At 40.4% G+C, this 22,066-nt stretch carries 23 protein-coding genes and 1 tRNA gene; 20 read left to right on the forward strand and 4 right to left on the reverse strand.

The window, feature by feature from the left end; genetic code table 11:
* The first annotated feature begins 9 nt into the window (after positions 1–9).
* A complete protein-coding gene (namA, locus tag CFS04_RS06320) occupies positions 10–1,023 on the forward strand; it encodes an NADPH dehydrogenase NamA (protein WP_088809772.1) in 1,014 nt (337 codons plus the stop codon).
* Between the two features lie 44 nt (positions 1,024–1,067).
* Here the strand turns inward: namA and clpP are convergent, their stop codons facing one another.
* Complete coding sequence (gene clpP / locus CFS04_RS06325) at positions 1,068–1,661, reverse strand: ATP-dependent Clp endopeptidase proteolytic subunit ClpP (protein WP_088809773.1); 594 nt, start codon at positions 1,659–1,661, stop codon at positions 1,068–1,070.
* A gap of 182 nt (positions 1,662–1,843) precedes the next feature.
* On the opposite strand from clpP, the gene CFS04_RS06330 reads away from it, so the two are divergent.
* From CFS04_RS06330 to CFS04_RS06345, 4 genes are all read left to right on the forward strand, one after another.
* Positions 1,844–1,915: transfer RNA gene (locus tag CFS04_RS06330), tRNA-Arg, on the forward strand.
* 406 nt (positions 1,916–2,321) lie between these two features.
* Positions 2,322–2,552 carry a hypothetical protein gene (locus CFS04_RS06335; RefSeq protein WP_088809774.1) on the forward strand — a complete coding sequence of 77 codons (231 nt, stop codon included), beginning with the start codon at positions 2,322–2,324 and terminating at the stop codon, positions 2,550–2,552.
* 66 nt (positions 2,553–2,618) lie between these two features.
* A complete protein-coding gene (locus CFS04_RS06340; RefSeq protein WP_088809775.1) occupies positions 2,619–3,002 on the forward strand; it encodes a hypothetical protein in 384 nt (127 codons plus the stop codon).
* A gap of 16 nt (positions 3,003–3,018) precedes the next feature.
* Positions 3,019–3,945 (forward strand): dipeptidase, encoded by a 927-nt coding sequence (locus CFS04_RS06345; protein WP_088809776.1) that lies wholly within the window; start codon positions 3,019–3,021, stop codon positions 3,943–3,945.
* 83 nt (positions 3,946–4,028) lie between these two features.
* Here the strand turns inward: CFS04_RS06345 and CFS04_RS06350 are convergent, their stop codons facing one another.
* On the reverse strand, positions 4,029–4,325 hold the full coding sequence (locus CFS04_RS06350) for a hypothetical protein (RefSeq protein ID WP_088809777.1): 297 nt from the start codon (positions 4,323–4,325) through the stop codon (positions 4,029–4,031).
* Between the two features lie 129 nt (positions 4,326–4,454).
* On the opposite strand from CFS04_RS06350, the gene rpoN reads away from it, so the two are divergent.
* The 10 genes from rpoN (at position 4,455) to CFS04_RS06400 (ending at position 16,257) form a co-directional block, all read left to right on the forward strand.
* The gene (gene rpoN / locus CFS04_RS06355) at positions 4,455–5,798 is read left to right on the forward strand and encodes an RNA polymerase factor sigma-54 (protein ID WP_088809778.1); all 1,344 of its coding nucleotides are present in this window, start codon (positions 4,455–4,457) and stop codon (positions 5,796–5,798) included.
* A gap of 409 nt (positions 5,799–6,207) precedes the next feature.
* Entirely contained in the window at positions 6,208–7,254 is a 1,047-nt protein-coding gene (locus CFS04_RS06360; protein WP_088809779.1) for a sugar-binding transcriptional regulator, read from the forward strand.
* A 35-nt stretch (positions 7,255–7,289) separates the two neighbouring features.
* Positions 7,290–8,300: a type I glyceraldehyde-3-phosphate dehydrogenase gene (gap, locus tag CFS04_RS06365; RefSeq protein WP_088809780.1), complete on the forward strand. Its 1,011-nt coding sequence runs from the start codon at positions 7,290–7,292 to the stop codon at positions 8,298–8,300.
* Positions 8,301–8,440: 140 nt separating this feature from the next.
* Entirely contained in the window at positions 8,441–9,631 is a 1,191-nt protein-coding gene (gene pgk, locus CFS04_RS06370; RefSeq protein ID WP_088809781.1) for a phosphoglycerate kinase, read from the forward strand.
* A gap of 33 nt (positions 9,632–9,664) precedes the next feature.
* Entirely contained in the window at positions 9,665–10,420 is a 756-nt protein-coding gene (tpiA, locus tag CFS04_RS06375; RefSeq protein ID WP_088809782.1) for a triose-phosphate isomerase, read from the forward strand.
* A gap of 1 nt (position 10,421) precedes the next feature.
* Positions 10,422–11,954 (forward strand): 2,3-bisphosphoglycerate-independent phosphoglycerate mutase, encoded by a 1,533-nt coding sequence (gene gpmI, locus CFS04_RS06380; RefSeq protein WP_088809783.1) that lies wholly within the window; start codon positions 10,422–10,424, stop codon positions 11,952–11,954.
* 343 nt (positions 11,955–12,297) lie between these two features.
* Positions 12,298–13,590 carry a phosphopyruvate hydratase gene (eno, locus tag CFS04_RS06385; RefSeq protein ID WP_088809784.1) on the forward strand — a complete coding sequence of 431 codons (1,293 nt, stop codon included), beginning with the start codon at positions 12,298–12,300 and terminating at the stop codon, positions 13,588–13,590.
* Positions 13,591–13,815: 225 nt separating this feature from the next.
* A complete protein-coding gene (locus tag CFS04_RS06390; RefSeq protein ID WP_088809785.1) occupies positions 13,816–14,559 on the forward strand; it encodes a carboxylesterase in 744 nt (247 codons plus the stop codon).
* A gap of 61 nt (positions 14,560–14,620) precedes the next feature.
* Positions 14,621–15,223 (forward strand): SGNH/GDSL hydrolase family protein, encoded by a 603-nt coding sequence (locus tag CFS04_RS06395; protein WP_088809786.1) that lies wholly within the window; start codon positions 14,621–14,623, stop codon positions 15,221–15,223.
* 278 nt (positions 15,224–15,501) lie between these two features.
* Entirely contained in the window at positions 15,502–16,257 is a 756-nt protein-coding gene (locus CFS04_RS06400; RefSeq protein WP_088809787.1) for a carbonic anhydrase, read from the forward strand.
* Positions 16,258–16,274: 17 nt separating this feature from the next.
* Here the strand turns inward: CFS04_RS06400 and CFS04_RS06405 are convergent, their stop codons facing one another.
* Positions 16,275–16,706, reverse strand: coding sequence for a MerR family transcriptional regulator (locus CFS04_RS06405; RefSeq protein ID WP_088809788.1), 432 nt, complete (start codon positions 16,704–16,706; stop codon positions 16,275–16,277).
* A 109-nt stretch (positions 16,707–16,815) separates the two neighbouring features.
* Here CFS04_RS06405 and CFS04_RS06410 point away from each other — a divergent pair, with 109 nt between their 5' ends.
* A complete protein-coding gene (locus CFS04_RS06410) occupies positions 16,816–17,838 on the forward strand; it encodes an aldehyde reductase (RefSeq protein WP_088809789.1) in 1,023 nt (340 codons plus the stop codon).
* Positions 17,839–17,879: 41 nt separating this feature from the next.
* Here the strand turns inward: CFS04_RS06410 and CFS04_RS06415 are convergent, their stop codons facing one another.
* Entirely contained in the window at positions 17,880–18,845 is a 966-nt protein-coding gene (locus tag CFS04_RS06415) for a cation diffusion facilitator family transporter (protein ID WP_088809790.1), read from the reverse strand.
* A gap of 154 nt (positions 18,846–18,999) precedes the next feature.
* On the opposite strand from CFS04_RS06415, the gene CFS04_RS06420 reads away from it, so the two are divergent.
* The 4 genes from CFS04_RS06420 to CFS04_RS06435 all read left to right on the forward strand — a co-directional run bounded on the left by CFS04_RS06420 (position 19,000) and on the right by CFS04_RS06435 (position 22,024).
* Entirely contained in the window at positions 19,000–19,224 is a 225-nt protein-coding gene (locus tag CFS04_RS06420; RefSeq protein WP_088809791.1) for a DUF896 domain-containing protein, read from the forward strand.
* Between the two features lie 133 nt (positions 19,225–19,357).
* Positions 19,358–20,293 (forward strand): ribose-phosphate pyrophosphokinase, encoded by a 936-nt coding sequence (locus CFS04_RS06425; protein ID WP_088809792.1) that lies wholly within the window; start codon positions 19,358–19,360, stop codon positions 20,291–20,293.
* Between the two features lie 21 nt (positions 20,294–20,314).
* Positions 20,315–21,073 (forward strand): tyrosine-protein phosphatase, encoded by a 759-nt coding sequence (locus tag CFS04_RS06430; RefSeq protein WP_088809793.1) that lies wholly within the window; start codon positions 20,315–20,317, stop codon positions 21,071–21,073.
* A gap of 108 nt (positions 21,074–21,181) precedes the next feature.
* Positions 21,182–22,024, forward strand: a complete 843-nt coding sequence (locus tag CFS04_RS06435; protein WP_088809845.1) for a DUF72 domain-containing protein — start codon at positions 21,182–21,184, stop codon at positions 22,022–22,024.
* Positions 22,025–22,066 lie beyond the last annotated feature (42 nt).

Raw genomic sequence — 22,066 nt, forward strand, 5'->3', positions numbered from 1 at the left:
CGAATGTTGATGTCGAAATTATTTTCCAGTTACAAATTACAAGATGTTACCTTAAAGAACCGCCTTGTGATGTCGCCGATGTGCATGTACTCGGTCGATAAAGAAGACGGCATTGCAACCGATTTTCACCTTACACACTATATGAGCCGCGCCGCTGGTGGAACGGGACTCGTGATTTTGGAAGCGACTGCTGTTCAAGAAATCGGCCGCATTTCCACAAAGGATTTAGGCCTCTGGTGCGACGAGCAAATCCCAGCGCTCAAGCGGATTACAGACGGAATTCATGATCACGGAGCAAAAGCAGGAATTCAACTTGCTCATGCGGGTAGAAAAGCTGAACTTCCTGGGAAAATTGTTGCGCCGTCTGCTATCGCATTTAGTGAGAAATACAGCGAACCGAACGCGCTAACTTTAGAGCAAATAAAAGAAGTGGTGGAAGACTTTAAACGTGCGGCTTATCGTGCGGCAGAAGCCGGATTCGACGTCATCGAATTGCATGCAGCACATGGATATTTGCTACATCAATTCCTATCGCCAATTACAAATCGCCGTGAAGATGCATACGGTGGCCCTGCGGGTAACCGCTACCGCATTGTTAGTGAAATTATAAAAGCGGTGCGCGAAGTTTGGGACGGCCCGGTCATTGTACGCGTTTCAGCCTCAGACTATGCGCACGGTGGTTTAAAACCAGAAGATTACGTGCCTTTTGCAAAATGGATGAAAGCAGACGGCGTCGATTTAGTAGACGTATCAAGTGGTGGCCTAGTGCCCGTAGCACCGTCTAGCTATCCCGGCTACCAAGTGCCATTTGCCGAATTGATTCGCCGTGATGCTGGAATTGCAACAGGCGCTCTAGGTCTTATCACAAACGCCACACAGGCAGAAGAAATTTTGTGCAATGACCGCGCGGATTTAATCATCATCGGCCGCGAATTACTACGCAACCCGTATTTTGCACGCGAAGCAGCCATTGAACTTGGAGAAACAATCGATGGTCCGAGACAGTATAGTCGCGGGTGGTAAAACAAAAAATCCGAACTCGTCTGAGTTCGGATTTTTTCGTTTCATTATTTCAAATTATTCTTATTCACAACAATATCATCAATCAAGCCGTATTCTTTCGCTTGTTCCGCGTCCATGAAATTGTCACGGTCAGTGTCGCGCGCAATAACTTCAAGCGTTTGACCCGTTTTTTCGGATAAAATACGATTCATGCGATCCTTGATTTTCAAGATGTGGCGTGCTGCGATTTCGATTTCAGTAGCTTGTCCTTGGGCTCCGCCAAGAGGTTGGTGAATCATGATTTCCGTATTAGGAAGCGCAAAACGTTTGCCATCAGCTCCTGCAGCTAGTAAAAACGATCCCATCGAAGCAGCCATTCCCATACCAATTGTTTGAACATCGGATTTTACGAAATTCATTGTGTCATAAATCGCCATTCCGGCAGAAATGCTACCACCTGGCGAATTAATGTATAGGAAAATATCTTTCTCAGGGTCTTGGGCGTCCAAGAAAAGTAGCTGCGAAACAATCGAGTTCGCAACATTGTCATCAATCGCAGAACCAAGCATAATAATACGGTCTTTTAAAAGGCGGGAATAAATGTCGTAAGCACGTTCCCCGCGGCTTGTTTGTTCAATTACTGTAGGGATTAAATTCATATCAAGATTCCTCCTATAAGCCTAAAATTTAAGATGGGCATATCGCCCATTCACTGATTACATCATACAATATTGGTCAAATTAGGTCAAATGAAAGACTCTTAAAACATTTTCTTTTGATTAAAAACTTGTCAAAGTACACTGCTTCCGCTATAATTACTATTCGTACGGTAAATTTATTTGCCCTCGTGGTGCAAAGGATAGCACGTGAGATTCCGGTTCTTAAAATGGGGGTTCGATTCCCTCCGAGGGCGCTCTAAAGAAGAGTTGAAATGGCGTTGTATAGCTGTTTTGGCTCTTTTTGTTTTAAACTTTTACATTCTATTTTCATAATAGTGCGACATGAAAATCCAGCAACTTTTTTTAATGCTGACCTAAAAATAGCTTCTGTCTGAGCAATGAAAGACAAAACATGCGTCCAATTACTTGCTTATTTTGATACAGATAACTTATGATACAAACACGCAAAAGAAACTCGCTAAGATTGTGACGAATATAGAAAGATTAATTGACTTTACCTCCTTTGGAAAACTGAACGAATAATCAATTAACACGGGACTGGAATATACTCTAGTCCTTTGTTTCGTCCATTCGACCTATTTTAAAAAAGAACAAATGTTCGTATAATGGTTATTAAGAAGTTGAATAGGTGGCGACGATATGTATAGTTTATTTGAACAGGAGAAAATGATGAAAAATGAAATCATCTTTACTTTATTAAATGCAATGAATTTGAAAAAGGCGGTTTGCATCCGGTTGAAGCATGTTGACTTAGCGCTTTTTCCAAGTTTTATTGATATGCGGGAAGAAATCGTGGAATTGTATGACGAAAATGAACAGCTGAAAACATTGCTTTTAAAGCAAATTATAACTTGTTCGATAGTAAAATGAAGATTTTCCTACCCTTCTTTAAAAATCCCGTTTATAATGGAACTATTAATGAAAAAAGGTGATTAAATGGGTTTGAAAGATAGGCTTGAAAATGAGCTTTTTAGCTACGCGAAAGAAAACGCGCTTTCGATTTCCGAGATACATTTCATGTATGCTGGTCCAACAATGCGAACACGTCATACACTTATCTTGGCTTTTACAAACGTTGGCATGTTCACCTTTCAATTTAAATTAGGTGAAGCAGAAATGCATTTTCTAGAGAAGTCCCAGTTACATAAAATTGAAATGCGTAAAAAAACGCTTGTTTATGAACTGAAAATTCAAGCGCTCACGGAAGATGGGAAGCTTGAGGAAGGCAAATATTTAGTTAGTAAGCGGGTTATTGGGCGGAAGTGGCATCAAAGCACGGTACAGAAACTTTTGAGTCTCGAGGGACAAGCGCTATTTTAGAGGGAGGATTTTAATCATGAAAATTGTTGATATGCACTGTGATGTTCTTTATAAATTGCAAAAAGCCAAGGGGCGCATGACGTTTCAGGACGATGCGGAGCTGGATGTGAATTTTGAGCGCCTGCTTGCGGGAGATATTTTTTTGCAGGGATTTGCCATTTTTTTAGATCCGGAAGTGCCTGTTGAGCAAAAGTGGAAAAAAACGGTGGAGCAAGGAAATATTTTCAAGCAACACGTTTTGCATCGTGACGGCATAATAAAGCCGCTCAAAAAATGGACGGATTTGGAAACTTTGCCTGATGGGAAAATTGCGGCGGCATTAACATTAGAAGGGGTGGAGCCGATTGGTCAGGATTTAGATCGCTTGGAGCAAGTGCTAGATAACGGTGTGCTTTCGGTGGGACTAACATGGAACAATGCGAATTTAGCGGCAGATGGTATTCTTGAACCGCGTGGGGCGGGGCTCACGCAATTTGGGAAGGGAATCATTCGGCGTTTAAATGAACGAAAAGTTTTTACGGACGTTTCGCATTTAAGCGTCAAAAGTTTTTGGGATGCAATGGACGCTTCGGAATTCCCAATTGCGAGCCATTCAAACGCAAAAGCAATTTGTTCACATGTTCGTAATTTAGATGATGACCAATTGAAAGCGATGATTGCGCACGATGCGATGATTCACGTAGTTTTCCACCCGCTTTTCACAACGAATAGCGGCACTGCAGAAATGGAAGATATCGTGCGCCATATTGAGCACATTGCTGAACTAGGCGGCATTCGCAATATTGGATTTGGTTCGGATTTTGATGGGATTCCTTCGCATGTAAAAGGACTTGAACATGCTGGGCAATATCAAGATTTTATCGAAGTATTACGGCAACATTTTTCCGAAGAAGACGTGGAAGGTTTTGCTTATAAAAATTTCATGAATCATTTACCGCGATAAAGAAGCGGCCAGACAGCGACAAAAAATAAGTATAAATCCAGTAACCCCATTTTCGTAAATGGCAGTATTGCTGGATTTATACTTTAAATTGTTAAAAATTTAGTACAAAATAAGATGAAAATATAGATGATGAAAGCGGTATAGATAATAAATTCTAACGTAGAGATTTTTTGTTTTGCCGCACTTTCATCATTAATTTCATCAGGGTTTAAAATTAGACTTTTTAAAGCTTTTGAAGCGCAATAAACACTGGCCATGAATAGAATGGCTAGCTGGCCTTGCTTCTGACTGAAGCCGAAAATCCACGGACTAAGTAATACAAGGATGAAAAGAAGTCGAAAGTATAGTGTATGCTTAATTGACTTTAGTTGTATTTCCATGAAGCCCTCTTTTGTTATTTTAAGTATAAGTGATTCAGGCAAACGCGTCAAAGTTATTTTTTGAAAACTTTGTCTTTTAACGGTGTTTTAATCCCGTGTTATAATAATAGATGAAAAGGAGGTTTTGACATGAGATTTGAATCCAATTATGTGCAAAAGCAGCAACAAAAACAATCGATGAAGCTTGCGATGACGCAGCAACTTTCCCAATCTATTGCAATGCTACAATTTACAACGGCTGACTTAACGACTTTTTTGGAAGATAAAGCTCTGGAAAACCCTCTAATTGAAGTGGTCGCTGGCATTGATGTTGCAACAGACTACAGTTATACGAAGCGCAAAAAAAATTATGATACGGATAATGACTGGTTGGAACAAATTGCGGACAGCAAGGAAACGCTGCCTGATTTTTTGAAGAATCAAATCGCGCTTATGAAATTAAGCTACAAGGAAAAAATTGTTTTGCTGTATCTTGTGGAAAGTTTGAATGATGCCGGTTATTTAGTGACGGACATTGAAACGATTGCGAGCGGGCTTTTGATGAGCGAAGCGGATGTGCTCGCGGGTCTTGAAGTTTTACAAAGCCTAGAGCCGGCTGGTGTGGGTGCGCGTGACGCGAAGGAGTGCATTTTGTTGCAGATTGATCGTTCGATAGACGCGCCGTATATTGCGTACGACGTGATTTCAGAACATTTTACTGCTTTTGCGGAGAAAAAGTGGAAGAGCATCGCGAGCGCGCTTGATGTCCCGCTTTCAGAGATTCAGCAAGTTTCTGATTTTGTGCAGACGTTAAATCCTAAGCCAGGGTCCGAATTTGAAACGGAACGCGTGCAGTACGTTGTCCCGGATTTGATTTTGCAACAAGTTGGACAGGAGCTGTTCGTTTCAGTGGCGAAACAATTCATTCCACAAATTAGATTCCAAGAGAACTACTATAAAATGATGCGCGACACGAATGAAAAAGATGTGCTGAACTTTTTGAAAGACAAAACTGGCGAGTATGACTGGCTTATGAAAGGCATGGAGCAGCGCGAGGATACATTAAAACGTGTCGGCAAAGCAATTGTTGCCCACCAGAAAGCTCACTTTTTAGAAAATGCCCATCTAGAGCCGCTAACCCTTAAAGAAATCGCTGAAGAAATTGGCGTCCATGAATCAACGGTTAGTCGAGCTGTGAACGGGAAATATATTGAAACAAGCCAAGGTGTGTTTGAACTAAAGTCCTTTTTTGCGTCCGGTTTACAAAAGAAGAAGGAAACGGCAACGGATACAGGAGATGTTTCAAGCGCGAGTATTAAACAGTTGATTCTTGACTTTGTAAAAGAAGAAGACAAGCGAAAACCACTTTCAGATCAGAAAATTGTTGATTTGCTTGCAGAAAAAGGGATTGAAGTTTCGCGTAGGGCGATTGCCAAATATCGGACAGAACTGCGAATTCCATCTTCTTCTAAAAGAAAACGATTTGATGAATGATAGACGAATTTTGTCCCAGTTTTAAAAATGATGGGACGAAATTTGTCTTTTTTTATGGAAACATGGCAAGGGCGCTATTTCAAATGAAGCTAGTCATAAGAAGCTCTAAGTAAAATGAAATATTTTCCTTTTGTAAAAAAATGATTGCTTTTTCATAAATGTCCCACTTATTACTTGAAGAAATTCCAAAAGGCTGTTAAAATAAATGTTGTAGGGTAATAAAGGAATGATAAAGCTTCATCATAATGCACGTAGAGCGAGAGAAGGTAAGAAAAAGAGAAAGACGTATGATTTGAAAAATTCATCCAGTCGAAAACTTAGAAACCTTTATCTCCACTTTTTTTAGTTTCAACGGGACGCTTGATGACTATGCGGGTCGAATGGTGTCCAAAAGCGAGGAGCAATTAAAATGTCAGATTTAATTAACATTCAACAAAAGCTATTACCCGACGTTTTAGCGGTCATGCAAAAACGCTATCAAATACTTCGTTCCATTTATTTTGCAGAGCCTGTTGGCAGGCGGACTCTAGCAGGAATGCTCGGCATGAGTGAACGCGTTCTTCGCGGCGAAGTTGAATTTTTGAAAGCGCAAGGACTGATTGATATTGCATCATCAGGAATGACTGTGACAAAAGAAGGGCTCATTGTTTTTCGTGATCTCGAAAGCATAATGAATCAACTATCTGGTTTACATTCTGCAGAAAATAGACTGGCGGAGCTTTTACAAATAAAGAAATGTTTAGTCGTGCAGGGAGATAGTGATATTACGCCGTGGGTACGCGAGGAAATGGGTCGTGTTGCTGTAAAACAACTTGATTTAGCATTAGTTGAAAAACGCAATGTTGTAGCTGTCATGGGTGGTTCTACAATGGCAACCTTTGCAGATACAATGCCAAGCGATTTTGCTAAAGGGCGAGAGTTGCTTTTCGTTCCTGGGCGAGGTGGAATCGGCGAAGATTTAGATAATCAAGCCAACACCATTTGCGACCGCATCGCAACAAAAACAGGTACTAAACACCGTGTTCTATACGTGCCAGAACAGTTAGGTGAAGAAGCTTATCAATCTCTTATGAAAGAACCTGCGATTCAAGAAGGTTTGCGCTTGGTGCAATCGGCAAACGCAATCGTTCATGGTATCGGTGACGCGCTTACGATGGCGAAACGCCGCCATACAAGTGATGAAGTTATCGATAAGATTACACGTCTTGAGGCAGTTGGCGAAGCATTTGGTTATTATTTCAATGAGCAAGGTGAAGTCGTACATAAAGTTTCTACATTCGGCCTGCAATTTGAAGATTTAGCCAAAATCCCGCACATCATTGTTGTTGCTGGTGGGACTTCAAAGGCGAAAGCAATTAAATCGTATATGAAAAGCGCTCCGAAAAATACGATTTTAGTCACGGACGAAGGAGCAGCAAATATGCTTTTAAATGGGAGTAAAACCCATTTGAAATAAAAAAATTTCACTTATTTTCAAGGAGGAAATAACTCATGACAGTTAAAGTTGGTATTAATGGTTTTGGACGTATTGGACGCTTAGCATTCCGTCGTATTCAAGAAGTAGAAGGAATTGAAGTAGTAGCAATCAATGACCTTACAGATGCTAAAATGTTAGCACACCTTTTAAAATATGACACAACACAAGGTACTTTCGGTAAAGATGTTGAAGTACACGATGGTTTCTTTAAAGTTAACGGAAAAGAAGTTAAAGTTTTAGCTAACCGTAACCCTGAAGAATTACCATGGGGCGACTTAGGTGTAGAAATCGTTCTTGAATGTACTGGTTTCTTCACAACACAAGAAAAAGCTGAATTACACTTAAAAGCAGGGGCTAAAAAAGTTGTTATCTCTGCTCCAGCAACTGGTAACATGAAAACTATCGTTTATAATGTTAACCATGAAACACTTGACGGAACTGAAACAGTTATCTCTGGTGCAAGTTGTACAACTAACTGCTTAGCTCCAATGGCTAAAGCTTTAGACGACAACTTTGGTATTGTTGAAGGTCTTATGACTACAATCCATGCTTACACTGGTGACCAAATGACTCTTGATGGTCCACACCCTAAAGGTGACTTCCGTCGTGCTCGTGCAGCGGCTGAAAACATCGTTCCTAACTCTACTGGTGCTGCTAAAGCAATCGGTGAAGTATTACCAAGCCTTAAAGGTAAGTTAGACGGAGCTGCTCAACGTGTTCCAGTTCCAACTGGTTCCCTTACTGAACTTGTAACAGTTTTAGACAAACAAGTAACAGTTGACGAAGTAAATGCTGCAATGAAAGCTGCAAGCGATCCAGAAACATTTGGTTACACTGCTGACCAAATCGTATCTTCTGATATTAAAGGTATCACTTACGGTTCTTTATTCGATGAAACTCAAACTAAAGTTATGTCCGTTGGCGACAAACAATTAGTTAAAACTGTTTCTTGGTATGACAACGAAATGAGCTACACTGCTCAATTAGTTCGTACTTTAGAATACTTCGCTAAAATTGCAAAATAAGCCTGAATTAAATAAGTTTTAAACGAATAGGCGGAGACATGTATTTGTTTCCGCTTGTTTTCTGAAGTTATTTAGTTTTATGTTACAAACTCAAACTACACGAGCGACTGTGTATTTTGTTATTATCAGGAGGAATCCAAATGGCTAAAAAAGTAGTGACTGATTTAGACTTAAAAGACAAAAAAGTACTTGTTCGCGTTGACTTTAACGTGCCAATGAAGGACGGCAAAATCACAAACGATAATCGTATTGTAGCTGCTCTTCCAACTATTAAATATATTGGACAAGAAGGCGGAAAAGCAATTTTATTCTCCCATCTTGGAAAAGTGAAAACTGAAGAAGATAAAAAAGACAAATCCCTTCGCCCGGTTGCTGAACGTTTAAGCGAATTACTTGGCAAAGAAGTGAAATTTGTTCCTGTAACACGCGGCGCTGAACTTGAAACTGCTATTTCTAATATGAAAGACGGAGACGTTCTTTTATTTGAAAATACGCGTTTTGAGGACGTTGAAGGTAAAAAAGAAAGCGGCAACGACCCTGAGCTTGGCAAATACTGGGCATCTTTAGGCGATGTATTCGTAAACGATGCTTTTGGTACAGCTCACCGTGCGCACGCTTCTAACGTTGGAATTGCTTCTAACTTAGATTCTGCAGCTGGTTTCTTAATGGAAAAAGAAATTAAATTTATCGGTGGGGTTGTTGAAAACCCAGATCGCCCACTTGTAGCAATTTTAGGTGGCGCGAAAGTATCCGATAAAATTGGCGTTATCGAAAACTTATTAAAAGTAGCAGACAAACTTTTAATTGGTGGCGGTATGGCTTATACATTCATGAAAGCAAAAGGCTATGAAGTCGGTATTTCTCTTCTTGAAGCGGATAAAGTGGATCTTGCAAAACGTTTAATGGAAGAAGCTGGTGATAAACTTGTTCTTCCAATTGATACTGTTGTAGCGAAAGAGTTCAGCAATGATGTTCCTTTCCACACAGTTGCATCTGATGCTATTCCTGCTGACGAAGAAGGACTTGACATCGGCGAAAAAACAATCGAACTATTTGCGAAAGAGCTTGAAGGAGCGAAAACAGTTATTTGGAATGGTCCAATGGGCGTTTTCGAAATGAGCAATTTTGCAAAAGGTACAATTGGTGTTTGTGAAGCTATCGCAAACTTAAAAGATGCAACAACAATTATTGGTGGTGGTGACTCGGCAGCTGCAGCTATGCAACTTGGATTTGCTGACAAGTTCACGCACATTTCAACTGGCGGCGGTGCTTCTCTAGAATATCTAGAAGGTAAAGAACTACCAGGCGTTGCATCTATTAGCGATAAATAAAAACAAATTTTTTAGTTCGAAAGGATGTTTTTCATGCGTAAACCAATTATTGCTGGAAACTGGAAAATGAACAAAACAGCGGCTAAAGCTGCAGAATTTGTAGAAGAAGTGAAAGGGAAAGTGCCAGCTAAAAGCGCGGTTGATTCTGTAGTCGCTTCCCCAGCTTTATTCCTTCGTGACTTAACTCGTTTAGCGGAAGGAACTGATTTGCAAATTTCTGCTCAAAACTGCTATTCAGAAGATGAAGGTGCATTCACTGGAGAAACAAGTCCGTTTGCACTTGCTGATCTTGGTGTATCTTATGTGATTATCGGTCACTCTGAACGTCGTGAGTATTTCCATGAAACAGATGAAGATATTAATAAAAAAGCACATGCGATTTTCAAACGTGGCATGACACCAATCATTTGCTGTGGTGAAACACTTGACCAACGTGAAGCTGGTCAAACTGAAACTTGGGTTCGTGGTCAAATTCGTTCTGCTATTGCAGGGCTTACTGAAGAACAAGTGAAGAAAACAGTTATTGCTTATGAGCCAATCTGGGCAATCGGTACTGGTAAATCTTCTACAAGTAAAGATGCAAACGAAACTTGTGCGGTTATCCGCGCGGAAATTGCTGACGCTGTTTCTAAAGAAGCGGCAGAAGCGGTTCGCATTCAATACGGCGGAAGTGTAAAACCAGAAAATATTGCTGAATACATGGCAGAATCAGATATTGATGGCGCTCTTGTAGGGGGCGCAAGCTTAGAACCTAAATCTTTCTTAGCTTTATTGGAGGCAGTAAAATAAAATGAGTAAATCTCCTGTAGCGATTATTATCTTGGACGGATTTGGACAACGTGCTGAAACAGTTGGAAATGCTGTTGCACAAGCAAATAAACCAAATTTCGACCGTTACTGGGCTGAATTTCCGCATAGTACGTTAAAAGCTTCGGGTCTTGATGTCGGTCTTCCAGATGGACAAATGGGTAACTCAGAAGTAGGGCATACAAATATCGGTGCAGGTCGTATCGTATATCAAAGCCTAACACGTATTGATAAAGCAATTGCGGAAGGCGAGTTCCAAGAAAATAAAGCCATTAACAACGCATTTAATCATACGAAGGAAAACAATTCCGATTTGCATTTGTTCGGTTTGCTTTCTGACGGTGGTGTTCATAGTCACATTAACCATCTTGTTGCACTACTTGAAACAGCGAAAGCGAAAGGTGTTCCAAACACATATATCCACGCTTTCCTAGATGGTCGTGACGTGGCGCCACAGTCTGCTGTTGAGTATTTAAAAGAACTTCAAACAGCTATTCAAAAACTTGGATATGGTGAGATTGCGACTGTATCTGGACGCTTCTACGCGATGGATCGCGACAAGCGCTGGGAACGTGTTGATAAAGCCTATAAAGCGCTTGTGTACGGTGAAGGTGAAAAATTTGCGGATCCAATTAAATTAGTTGAAACTTCTTATGAAAATGGGAAAAACGACGAATTTGTTGTGCCGGCAATTATTGCGAAAGACGGTGAAGCTACTGCGACGGTGAAAGATAATGATGCAGTCATCTTCTTTAACTTCCGTCCAGACCGTGCTATCCAACTTTCAAATGCCTTTACAGACAAAGAATGGGAACATTTTGAACGTGGGGAGAAACATCCTAAAAACGTGAAATTTGTGACGATGACTTTGTATAATCCAAGTATTGACGCTGAAGTAGCTTTCGAGCCAATTGAAATGAAAAACGTAATTGGGGAAGTATTATCTGATGCCGGCTTATCGCAACTGCGAATTGCTGAAACGGAAAAATACCCACATGTTACATTCTTTATGAATGGCGGAAGAAATGAAGAATTTCCAGGCGAAAATCGGATTTTAATCAACTCACCAAAAGTTGAAACTTATGATTTAAAACCAGAGATGAGTGCTTATGAAGTAACAGACGCACTTGTTCAAGATATTAAAGACGACAAGCACGATGCGATTATTTTAAACTTCGCGAATCCGGACATGGTTGGTCACTCTGGTATGCTTGAGCCAACAATTAAAGCGATTGAAGCGGTGGATGAAAATCTAGGTCGTGTAGTTGATTTGATTTTAGAAAAAGGTGGTTCTGCTGTTATTTTCGCGGATCACGGAAACTCTGAAACGATGTCGACTCCAGAAGGAAAACCGCATACTGCGCATACGACAGTTCCGGTTCCGGTCATCGTAACGAAAAAAGGTGCAACATTACGCGCTGACGGCCGTTTGGCGGATGTGGCACCAACTATGCTTGATTTATTAGGCGTAGAAAAGCCAGTTGAAATGACTGGTGAAAGTTTAATTGAGAAATAAAACAGTTTTTACTTTTGTTTTTACTAAAACAAAGCTACAATAAAAATGTAATTTAAAATGTGGGATTGGACGAGTTGAGAGAATACCAATATGTGTGTGGTGGAGTTGCTTTGTTCGAAGGGGCTTTTGGGGATTGTGATTTTGGAAGGCACTTTGTTCGAAGGGGCTTTTGGGGATTGTGATTTTGGAAGGTACTTTGTTCGAAGGGGCTTTTGGGGATTGTGGTTCTGGAAAGTACTTTGTTCGAAGAGTCTTTTGAGGATTACATGTTCGCTTTGCTCACATGCATATTGGGACTCTAACTCACTTTGTTCGAAGAGTCCCAACAAAGGAGAAGATATTAATGTCTATTATTACTGAAGTATATGCTCGCGAAGTTCTTGATTCTCGTGGTAATCCAACTGTTGAGGTAGAAGTTTATACAGAAGCTGGTGCTTTTGGTCGTGCGCTTGTTCCAAGTGGTGCGTCTACTGGTGAATACGAAGCTGTAGAATTACGTGATGGCGATAAAGGTCGTTACCTTGGTAAAGGTGTTTTGAAAGCTGTTGAAAACGTAAATGATATTATTTCTGATAAAATTATCGGTTTTGATGTTACTGATCAAATTGGTATTGATAAAGCGATGATCGACTTAGATGGTACACCGAACAAAGGTAAATTAGGCGCTAATGCTATCCTTGGTGTTTCTTTAGCTGCTGCTCGTGCTGCTGCTGACGAATTAGGCGTACATTTATACGAATACATTGGTGGAACGAACGCGAAAGTTCTTCCAGTTCCAATGATGAACATTTTAAACGGCGGCGAACATGCTGATAACAATGTTGATATTCAAGAATTTATGGTTATGCCAGTAGGTGCTGCTAACTTTAAAGAAGCTTTACGTATGGGTGCTGAAATTGTGCACGCGCTTAAAGGTGTTCTTAAAGGTAAAGGTCTTAACACTGGTGTTGGTGATGAAGGTGGTTTCGCGCCAAACTTAGAATCTAATGAAGAAGCAATTGAAGCGATTATCGAAGCAATTGAAGCTGCTGGTTACAAACCAGGCGAACAAGTTAGAATCGCAATGGATGCTGCATCTTCTGAGTTCTATAACCGTGAATCTGGTAAATATGAACTTAAAGGTGAAGGCGTAACACGTACTTCTGAAGAAATGGTAGCTTGGTATGAAGAAATGATTAACAAATACCCTATCATCTCTATTGAAGATGGCTTAGATGAAAACGACTGGGATGGTTTCAAACTTCTTACAGAACGTATTGGTTCTAAAGTACAATTAGTTGGTGACGATTTATTCGTAACAAACACTGAAAAATTAGAGCAAGGGATCGAAAAAGGTATCGCGAACTCTATCCTTATCAAAGTTAACCAAATTGGTACTTTAACTGAAACTTTAGATGCGATTGAAATGGCTAAACAAGCTGGATACACTGCAGTTGTTTCTCACCGTTCTGGTGAAACTGAAGACTCCACAATTGCTGATATCGCAGTTGCAACAAATGCTGGTCAAATTAAAACTGGTGCGCCAGTTCGTACTGACCGTGTTGCGAAATACAACCAATTATTACGTATTGAAGATAACCTTCAAGATCTTGCGGAATACCGTGGTCTTAAAGCATTCTACAACTTGAAAAAATAATTGAATTCTGAGCTCGGTGAGCGATGCGGAAACGCATGGCTCGCCGGGCTTTTTTTATTGGGGGATTTTAGGCGGGGAAGGGGGTGTTTTGTGGGATTTTTAACTTTGTTTTAGTTAGGAAAAAGCAGTTGATTTTTAGGGTTGACAGTTGCCAAACTTCGCGTTATGATAGGTCTATTGTAATTCACAAAACCTTTATTTTAAGGGTAGGAGGACTGCTGAAAAATGAGTGCGGATCGTAGCTTTATGTTAAAAGCGGGAAATCGTGCTGTTTTACTCTTGCATGGCTTTGCAGGGACTACAGAAGATGTCAAAAGTTTAGGAGAATATTTAGCTGAAAATGAGTATACGGTGTATGCTCCGAATTTCCGTGGACACGGAGATGAGCCAGCGTTATTCTTGAAAACGACGCCTGAAATGTGGTACGAAGATGCTGTTTCTGGGTATAAGTTTTTGGAAAAAGAAGGATACCATGAAATTGCGATTATTGGTGTTGCGATGGGTGGCGTGTTTGCGCTTAAAATGGCGGAATCATTTTCACCGAAAGCGATTGTACCTTTATGTGCGAACGTTAATCGCAAAATGCGCTATATTCCAGTAGAGAAATATTTGCTAAAACAACTTGCAAAAGAAGGTTTTGAAGCGGCGTCTGCGGAAGCGATGCTAAAAAGCTATGAACCGGAAATTAAAAAGATGGCAGACGCACGTTCTGATTTTTATAAATTTGTGGCGGATAATATTGAAAAAATCCATGTGCCAACAATGATTGGGCAAGGTTGCCAAGATGAGGAAATTGACGCGGATAACGCGAATTATATTTTCAAAAATATTCATACGGCGGAAAAACAACTTTGTTTTTATCAAGGAAGTGGTCACGATATTGTGAACGACTGTGAACGCGACATTCTAGAAGAAGATTTGCTTTATTTCTTGGATGATTTAAACTGGTTGGAAGAAAAAGTTGTATGATGTGATGAACACTGACGAGTACCTACTTGTTGGTGTTTTTTTATAAATTAGGAGGAGTTTTATGAAGACGATACTTTTTCAAGGTGACAGTATTACGGATGCGGGACGGAATCGCGCGGATAGTGGGAGTTTAGGCGAGGGTTATGTGGCCATGATTTCGCGAATGCTGCCTGAATTTCGGGTGATTAATCGTGGTGTTTCTGGTGATTTAACGACGGATATGCGTGCGCGCTGGCAACAAGACGCAATTAGGCTTGCACCGGATTATTTGTCGATTTTAATTGGGATTAACGATACTTGGCGGAGCTTTTCGGAATGGCGGGATACTTCGACTGGCACGTTTAAAGCGGTGTATGCAGATGTTTTGGAGGATGTTACGCAAAATACGGAGGCGAAGCTAATTTTAATGGAGCCATTTGTATTGCCAATTCCGGCGGATAGGAAAGACTGGCGGGCTGACTTGGATCCGAAAATTCATGCTGTGCGGGAGCTTGCTGATGAGTACGGGGCGTTGTATGTGCCGCTTGATGGGATGTTAAACGCAGCGGGGATCGCGCAAGGATATGCTGAAATTGCGCCTGACGGGGTTCACCCGACAAAAAGAGGACACGAGTTGATTGCGGAAGCTTGGTGTTCGTCTTTTGCTAGCTTTACAAAAAAATAAAAAAATGCTATATTAAAGGTCATGCGATGAGCCTTATGCAGCGTGATTTTTAGCTGCCGAGTGTTTTCTGCATTTATGGGTTTGTGGAGACCCGCAGAAAACCGCATTATGTCTCGTAAAGACAGGAGCACCCGTTTATTAAAGCGGGTGTTTTTTTTGTGTATATTCGACGCTAAAAGTCTCATTTTTTGTGAAAAACGTCACAATTTGTCTACAGCATTTAGGTGTCATTATTGGTATGTTAATTAGGTTGATTAAATATTACGGAGGTTAATTAAATGAAAAAAATGTTGTTAGTTCCAGCTGTAATGCTTGTGTCCGTGGCGTTTCTTACGGGTTGTTCGAATGATACAGAGCCAAAAGCGAGCGAAAAAGTGGTGAAGAAAGAATCAAGTGACCATATCGATTATAAAAATCAAAAGGATTGGAAATTTGAGTCTGGGGATTCGCAGTCACCAATTAATATTGAAACTGCTAAAACCGAGCCGATGAAAGATTCTGGAGAAATTGAGCTTGATTATTCAGATGCTGTAGTAGATGAGGTGGATAACGGGCATAGCATTCAAGTTGATGATACGGGTACGGCGAAGATTAACGGGCGTAACTTTGAACTTAGTCAGTTCCATTTCCACGCAAAAAGTGAGCACACGCTGAATGGGGAGCATTATCCGATTGAAGCGCATTTTGTCAACCAGTCGCAAGATGGACGAATCGCCGTAATTGGTGTGTTCTTTAAAGAGGGTAAGGAAAACGCAGGTTTTAATACGGTGCTTGCGAATATTAAAAAAGGTGAAAAAGTAAAAGTTGGAGATACGATTAATGTGGCAAGTATGCTTCCAGAAAATAAAAGTTACTATCATTATTTAGGATCGCTTACAACTCCTCCTCTTTCAGAAAATGTGGAATGGTATGTGATGGCAAATCCCGTAGAAGTTTCAAGTGAACAAATTAAGGAGTTTGACCGATATTATGATGCAAACAATAGGGAAATTCAAAAGCTTAACGGTCGTACAGTGTTAGAACATAAAGAATAGAAGGAAAAGGCAGCTTTTTAGTAGGGGTTAAAAAGAGCTGCTTTTTCCTTTTCGCTTCGGACAAAATTGCGCTGTGCTTCAATAATTTCGGCGGCCATTGGGGAGCTGTAAACATCCAATTTTTGCTCAACACCCTTTAAATTTTGTTGTAATAGTGCTATTTCTTCTAAAACTTTATCACGATGATCAGAAAGTAATTTTTTTCGCGAAGCAATCGATTCAGTTCCGACCATACAGTATGAAATGTAAGTCCGAATATCTTTGATTGACATTCCAGTCGCTTTTAGACAACAAATTGTGTGGATGAACTGTAAGTCCGATTCCGTAAACTCTCGGTAGCCAGATTTATTTTTTGAAACAAATGGCAGTAATCCTTGTTTATCATAGTAACGAATTGTATAGATACTTAAATTAAACATTTCAGAGACTTCTTTAATTGTATAAGTCATAGTTCCTCCTAAAAATAAACGCTTGCTCTAGACTATGGTCTAGGGTTTATTCTAATAATAGCTTAAAAAGTTATTTTAGTAAATAAAGATGATATTTGGAGGAATTGGCATGAAAAATAAAGTTTTAGTAACTGGTGGAACAGGTTTTATGAGTATGCAAATTATTTTACAATTATTGCAGCAAGGATATAATGTAAAAACCACTGTTCGCAATCTTAATAGTAAAGAAAGAGTTTTAGATACTTTGCTAGAGCATGGTGTGGGTGTGGACACGCTTGAATTTGTTGAAGCTGATTTAACTAGCGACAAAAACTGGGAAGACAATATGAAAGATTGTGAATATGTACTAAGTGTTGCATCGCCTGTTTTTTTCGATATACCTAAAAATGAAGAGGAGGCAATTCGGCCAGCGATTGAAGGAGTCTTACGTATTTTAAAGGCTGCACATAAATCAGGTGTAAGACGTGTTGTAATGACATCTAATTTCGGAGCTGTAGGTTTTAGTAATAAGGATTTAAATTCGACAACTACAGAAGAAAATTGGACGAACGAACATGAGGCAGGGCTTTCAATTTATGAAAAATCTAAGCTTTTGGCAGAAAAAGCAGCTTGGGAGTTTGCTAATGAGAATCCGAATTTAGAACTAGTGACAATTAATCCGGTAGCCGTTTTTGGACCTGCGTTAGATAGTCACGTCTCGGGGAGTTTTGGTTTGCTTAAAATGCTACTAGACCCAAAAGTAAAAAAAGTTCCCAATATACCGCTTAATGTGGTAGATGTTCGTGATGTGGCTAGCATGCATATTCGTGCTATGACAACGAAAGATGCGGCAATGCAACGGTTTATTGCTTCGGCAGACGGAGAAATTTCCATGCTAGAAATAGCTAAACTACTAAAAAAAGCACGACCAGAGTTAGCAGACAAAGTAACGACAAGAACCATTCCTAATTGGTTCATAAAAATTGGTGCGAGGTTTAACCGTCAAGCGAAAGAAGGGTTGTTACTTTTAGAGATGAACCGGAAAATCAGTAATGCCAAGGCGAAAGAAGTCTTAGGTTGGGAGCAACTTGCAACGAAGGAAGAGGCCGTTCTTTCGGCAATAGATAGTTTGAAAAAATACAATTTAATTTAAAAAGAACGGAAAATCAGTTTGTTGATTTTCCGTTCTTAGTTTTATCTTCCGTCACCGAACTCCCAGTCCATAACGGAATCCACTTCATCAAACGTAATCATAACGTCGGCTACGTGTGGAATGGTGGCGACAGAATCTTCAATACGTTCGCGAATTTGGTCGATTTCAGCAAGCGTGAGCGAGGAATCAAGTTCAACCTCAGCATCGACATGGAAAGAATCTCCCTCTTTTAAAACAGTTAAAACTTGGATATCTTTCACATCAGGGTCGGTCATAATAAGCTGCCCAATTTGGAGGTGCATGCCTTCGTCGGACTCTCCAATCGCACCAGCAGCGTTGTCTAGGAACACTTCGCCAACCACGATAAACATCATTAGGCCAATTAAAATCGAAGCAATTCCTTCTGCTTGATGGAATGGTGTATAATGGGAAATCACAACAGCAAGGGCAGCCAAAAGCCCACCGCCAGTTGCAACAGAATCTTCCATAAAAACAAGCTTAGTAGCGGCTTTCGCTGACTTTAAATTTTTCATCGCAGCAGGGAAAAGTTTGAATCCTTTCGCTTGAACGCCCGCCTCATGCGTAATTTCGCGCATCGCCTTCACGAGGACAGTCGCTTCTAAAAGCGTACAAGTAAGTAAAACAATTAGGTTGATTAAAAAACCAGTCGATTCACTGGGGTGGATTATATGGGTGATGCCTTCTTTAATGGTTTCGTACGCCATGATGCCAACGACAAGGACAGCGCCGAGTAAAACTAAATTGACGACACGGCCAAAGCCTTTTGGAAAGCGTTTCGTCGGGCGTTTTTTACTAAGAGCAGATCCTGTGAAAACAAAAAGCTGGTTGGCAGCATCGCCTAAACTATGTAGCGTTTCAGCGAACATCGCCACATTGCCGGTAAACATATAAGTTATGCCTTTTACGAGTGAAACGACTGCATTTACAATTGCCGCCATCAGTGCCGATTTATTTCCGTGTTTTAATAGCTGAAAAAATTCTTTCAAATTGTCTCCTTCTTTCGGATAAGTTGTCTTTCATTATTTTAGCATGAAACATGGTGCGATAATAGCAAAACAAATACGATTTGACTATTTTTGACCAATGTGTTATTATTTTGTTAGTTACTTACTAAGGGTAACCAGTTAGAGGAGGGATCACATGAAAGAATTATTAGCAAAAATCAATCATTACGGGGCAAAACAAAAAAGCGAAGGGCTTACGGCAGCTGAAAAAGCGCATCAAGCAGAACTTCGCAAAGAATATTGCCAAATGATTCGCGGGACGCTTCAAGATAATTTACATCATGTGACCATTGTAGATCCATTAGGCGACGATGTAACACCGAATCGATTAAAAGAAATTAAAGCGGATTTAAAAAAATAAATGAAGCAAAGGGCATACCGATTTATCATAGAACGGGTATGCCTTTTTCTATATTAAATGAATATGGTTGCGACAACCCAACTTGTTTTATATAATATTAAGTGTCAAATTAGTTTGCTGGAAGGGGATAAGAATGTCAAATGAAATGAGGCTTTTTTCTGTAACAAATGAACGGCCGCTTGCGGTTAAAGTTTCAAAAGCACTAGGCGTGCCGCTTTGTGAGATTGAGTTGCAAAAATTTAGTGATGGCGAAGTTAAAATCAACATCGGAGAAAGCGTTCGCGGAACCAATTGTTATGTACTCCAGTCGGCGAATAGCAATGTAAATGAACGCCTTATAGAAATGCTTATTATGATTGATGCATTAAAACGTGCTTCAGCGCATTCGATAACCGTTATTATGCCCTATTATCCTTATGCTAGGCAGGACAGAAAAGCACGAAGCAGAGAGCCGATAACGGCCAAATTAATCGCTAATTTACTGCAACAGGCTGGTGCAACAAGACTTATTTCAGTTGACTTACATGCTGCACAAATCCAAGGTTTCTTCAATATCCCAATCGATCACATTTCGGCTGTACCACTTTTAACCGCGCATTTGGTTGAAAAATATGGAAACGACGATGTGGTGATTGTGGCGCCAGACCACAGCGGAGTTGTTCGTGCTCGCCGAGTGGCCGACAAAATGAATGCGCCAATCGCGATTTTAAACCGAAAACCGCGTCCAGACGAACGTGAAATTTCAAGTATAATCGGCGATGTAGCCGGCAAGCTTGCCATTGTCGTAGACGACATTATTGATACCGGATACCGAGCAACTACTTCCGCTGAAAAATTGCTTGAAAATGGCGCTACAGGAGTTGTAACTTGTGCCACTCATGCTGTTTTAGCAGGAGACGCAGCAGAACGGCTTGCTAGTTCGCCGATACAAGAACTTGTGTTAACAGATGCCATTGATATTCCAGAAGAAAAATGGCAAGATAAAATGACATTGATTACAATTGGTGAGATATTAGCAAGGGCGATTTCAGGCGTGCAAGAAAATCGCTCGCTTCATCCGCTTTTTTAGATTAAAAGGAGTTGGCGTAAGATGATAGACATTCATTGCCATATATTACATGGAATTGATGATGGCCCTAAACGTATAGAAGTGAGCTTGGAAATGGCTAGGCAAGCTGTAGAACAAGGTTTCAATGACATAATTGCAACGCCCCATCATCTAAAAGGAAAATTTGTTAATCCAGGCGATGCAGTCAAGGCGCAAGTGGAAGCGTTCAATGAGATTCTTTTTGCGGAGCGAATCCCGCTAACCGTTCACCCAGGTCAGGAAGTCCGCATTCACGGTGAAATGCTTGAAGGGCTATCAGACGGTTCGGTGCTAACACTTGGCGGAACGAAGTATATCCTAATCGAATTCCCGACAGACTCCATCCCCCTTTTCACCCAAGAGTTGTTTTTTAATTTACAAATGAAAGGCTATATACCAATTATTGCGCATCCCGAGAGAAATCGGGAGGTCATGCGTGATTTAGAAAGTTTGTATGAGCTGGTTGATGCGGGGGCGTTTGCGCAGTTAACGTGGGGTTCTTATATGGGAGCGATAGATAAAAGTATTAAGAAGCTGAGCGACCAGTTGATAAAAGCTAATCTCGTGCACTTTATTGCAACAGATGCGCATTCATATGCGGGACGTTCGCTGGATATGCGAGATGGGCTCCAAAAACTTCGTCGAATAGAGGGTCGAGAAAAAAGCAATTACTTTTTAAATAACGCGAAAGCGCTCTTGAATGATAAAGTATTCAATCCTTATGATCCAATTGAGCTAAAGAAACGATTTTTCTTCTTTTGATAGTTCTTGCCTGCGCATGAATGACATGCTGACAGAATGCACATGCATTCTGTTTTTTTGTGCTTTGCGGTATAATAAAATAAAATGACGAGAAGGGTTGGGATGCAGATGATAACGATTGGTTTGACGGGGTTTAGTGACCATGACTCTTTAAATCTTTCCAATAAACATAAATTAGTCGATTATGCGGCGCATTTTCCGCTTGTTGAGATTGATACTAGCTTTTATGCCATTCCGTCACCACGTACGACAGCGAATTGGGTAAATGATACGCCAGAACAATTTTTCTTTGTCGTCAAGGCTTTTAGCGCCATGACAACGCATAAAAAATGGCAAGATTATTTTGATTCGGAAATTGAAATGTATCGTCGTTTCATGGATGCCATCGCACCAATAAGTGAAGGTGGAAAATTAAAAGCCGTGTTATGCCAGTTTCCGCCGTACTTTAATTGCACAAAGGAAAATGTGACTTATTTACGCCATTTAGCCAAACAAATGGGAGATTTACCTGTTGCCGTTGAGTTTAGAAATGCAAGTTGGTATAGCGAAGCAAATAAAGAAAAAACGCTCGCTTTTTTAAAAGAATTGAATTTGATTCATGTCGTAGTGGATGAGCCGCAAGTTGGTTCGGGCAGTGTCCCTATCGTGCTACGAGGAACGAATAAGGATGTAACTTTAGTTCGCTTACACGGTCGAAACCAATATGGTTGGATGAAAGCGAACAGCCCAGAGTGGCGAGAGGTACGAACGCTTTATCGTTATAACGAGGAAGAAATTTCTGAATGGGCGAAATACGTATCACATTTACAAAAAGAATCAGGCGAGGTTGTTGTCATTTTCAATAATAACAGTGGCGGTGATGCAGCAGATAACGCCAAGCATTTACAAGAAAAAATGAAAATCGAATACACTGGTCTAGCGCCAATGCAAATGGACCTATTTTCAGAATAAAAAAACGGAAGTGGACAAAGTCCACTTCCGTTTAATCTGATT

The sequence above is a fragment of the Listeria sp. ILCC796 genome (assembly GCF_900186175.1).
GTDB lineage: Bacteria > Bacillota > Bacilli > Lactobacillales > Listeriaceae > Listeria > Listeria goaensis.

Coding starts and splice junctions, on each gene's coding strand:
- gap (WP_088809780.1), top strand. CDS start 7,290: ATGACAGTTAAAGTTGGTATTAATGGTTTTGGACGTATTGGACGCTTA.
- CFS04_RS06420 (WP_088809791.1), top strand. CDS start 19,000: ATGAAAGAATTATTAGCAAAAATCAATCATTACGGGGCAAAACAAAAA.
- CFS04_RS06430 (WP_088809793.1), top strand. CDS start 20,315: ATGATAGACATTCATTGCCATATATTACATGGAATTGATGATGGCCCT.
- CFS04_RS06425 (WP_088809792.1), top strand. CDS start 19,358: ATGTCAAATGAAATGAGGCTTTTTTCTGTAACAAATGAACGGCCGCTT.
- eno (WP_088809784.1), top strand. CDS start 12,298: ATGTCTATTATTACTGAAGTATATGCTCGCGAAGTTCTTGATTCTCGT.
- CFS04_RS06435 (WP_088809845.1), top strand. CDS start 21,182: ATGATAACGATTGGTTTGACGGGGTTTAGTGACCATGACTCTTTAAAT.
- CFS04_RS06360 (WP_088809779.1), top strand. CDS start 6,208: ATGTCAGATTTAATTAACATTCAACAAAAGCTATTACCCGACGTTTTA.
- CFS04_RS06400 (WP_088809787.1), top strand. CDS start 15,502: ATGAAAAAAATGTTGTTAGTTCCAGCTGTAATGCTTGTGTCCGTGGCG.
- CFS04_RS06410 (WP_088809789.1), top strand. CDS start 16,816: ATGAAAAATAAAGTTTTAGTAACTGGTGGAACAGGTTTTATGAGTATG.
- CFS04_RS06395 (WP_088809786.1), top strand. CDS start 14,621: ATGAAGACGATACTTTTTCAAGGTGACAGTATTACGGATGCGGGACGG.
- rpoN (WP_088809778.1), top strand. CDS start 4,455: ATGAGATTTGAATCCAATTATGTGCAAAAGCAGCAACAAAAACAATCG.
- clpP (WP_088809773.1), bottom strand. CDS start 1,661: ATGAATTTAATCCCTACAGTAATTGAACAAACAAGCCGCGGGGAACGT.
- CFS04_RS06350 (WP_088809777.1), bottom strand. CDS start 4,325: ATGGAAATACAACTAAAGTCAATTAAGCATACACTATACTTTCGACTT.
- CFS04_RS06340 (WP_088809775.1), top strand. CDS start 2,619: ATGGGTTTGAAAGATAGGCTTGAAAATGAGCTTTTTAGCTACGCGAAA.
- pgk (WP_088809781.1), top strand. CDS start 8,441: ATGGCTAAAAAAGTAGTGACTGATTTAGACTTAAAAGACAAAAAAGTA.
- CFS04_RS06345 (WP_088809776.1), top strand. CDS start 3,019: ATGAAAATTGTTGATATGCACTGTGATGTTCTTTATAAATTGCAAAAA.
- namA (WP_088809772.1), top strand. CDS start 10: ATGTCGAAATTATTTTCCAGTTACAAATTACAAGATGTTACCTTAAAG.
- CFS04_RS06335 (WP_088809774.1), top strand. CDS start 2,322: ATGTATAGTTTATTTGAACAGGAGAAAATGATGAAAAATGAAATCATC.
- gpmI (WP_088809783.1), top strand. CDS start 10,422: ATGAGTAAATCTCCTGTAGCGATTATTATCTTGGACGGATTTGGACAA.
- CFS04_RS06405 (WP_088809788.1), bottom strand. CDS start 16,706: ATGACTTATACAATTAAAGAAGTCTCTGAAATGTTTAATTTAAGTATC.
- tpiA (WP_088809782.1), top strand. CDS start 9,665: ATGCGTAAACCAATTATTGCTGGAAACTGGAAAATGAACAAAACAGCG.
- CFS04_RS06390 (WP_088809785.1), top strand. CDS start 13,816: ATGAGTGCGGATCGTAGCTTTATGTTAAAAGCGGGAAATCGTGCTGTT.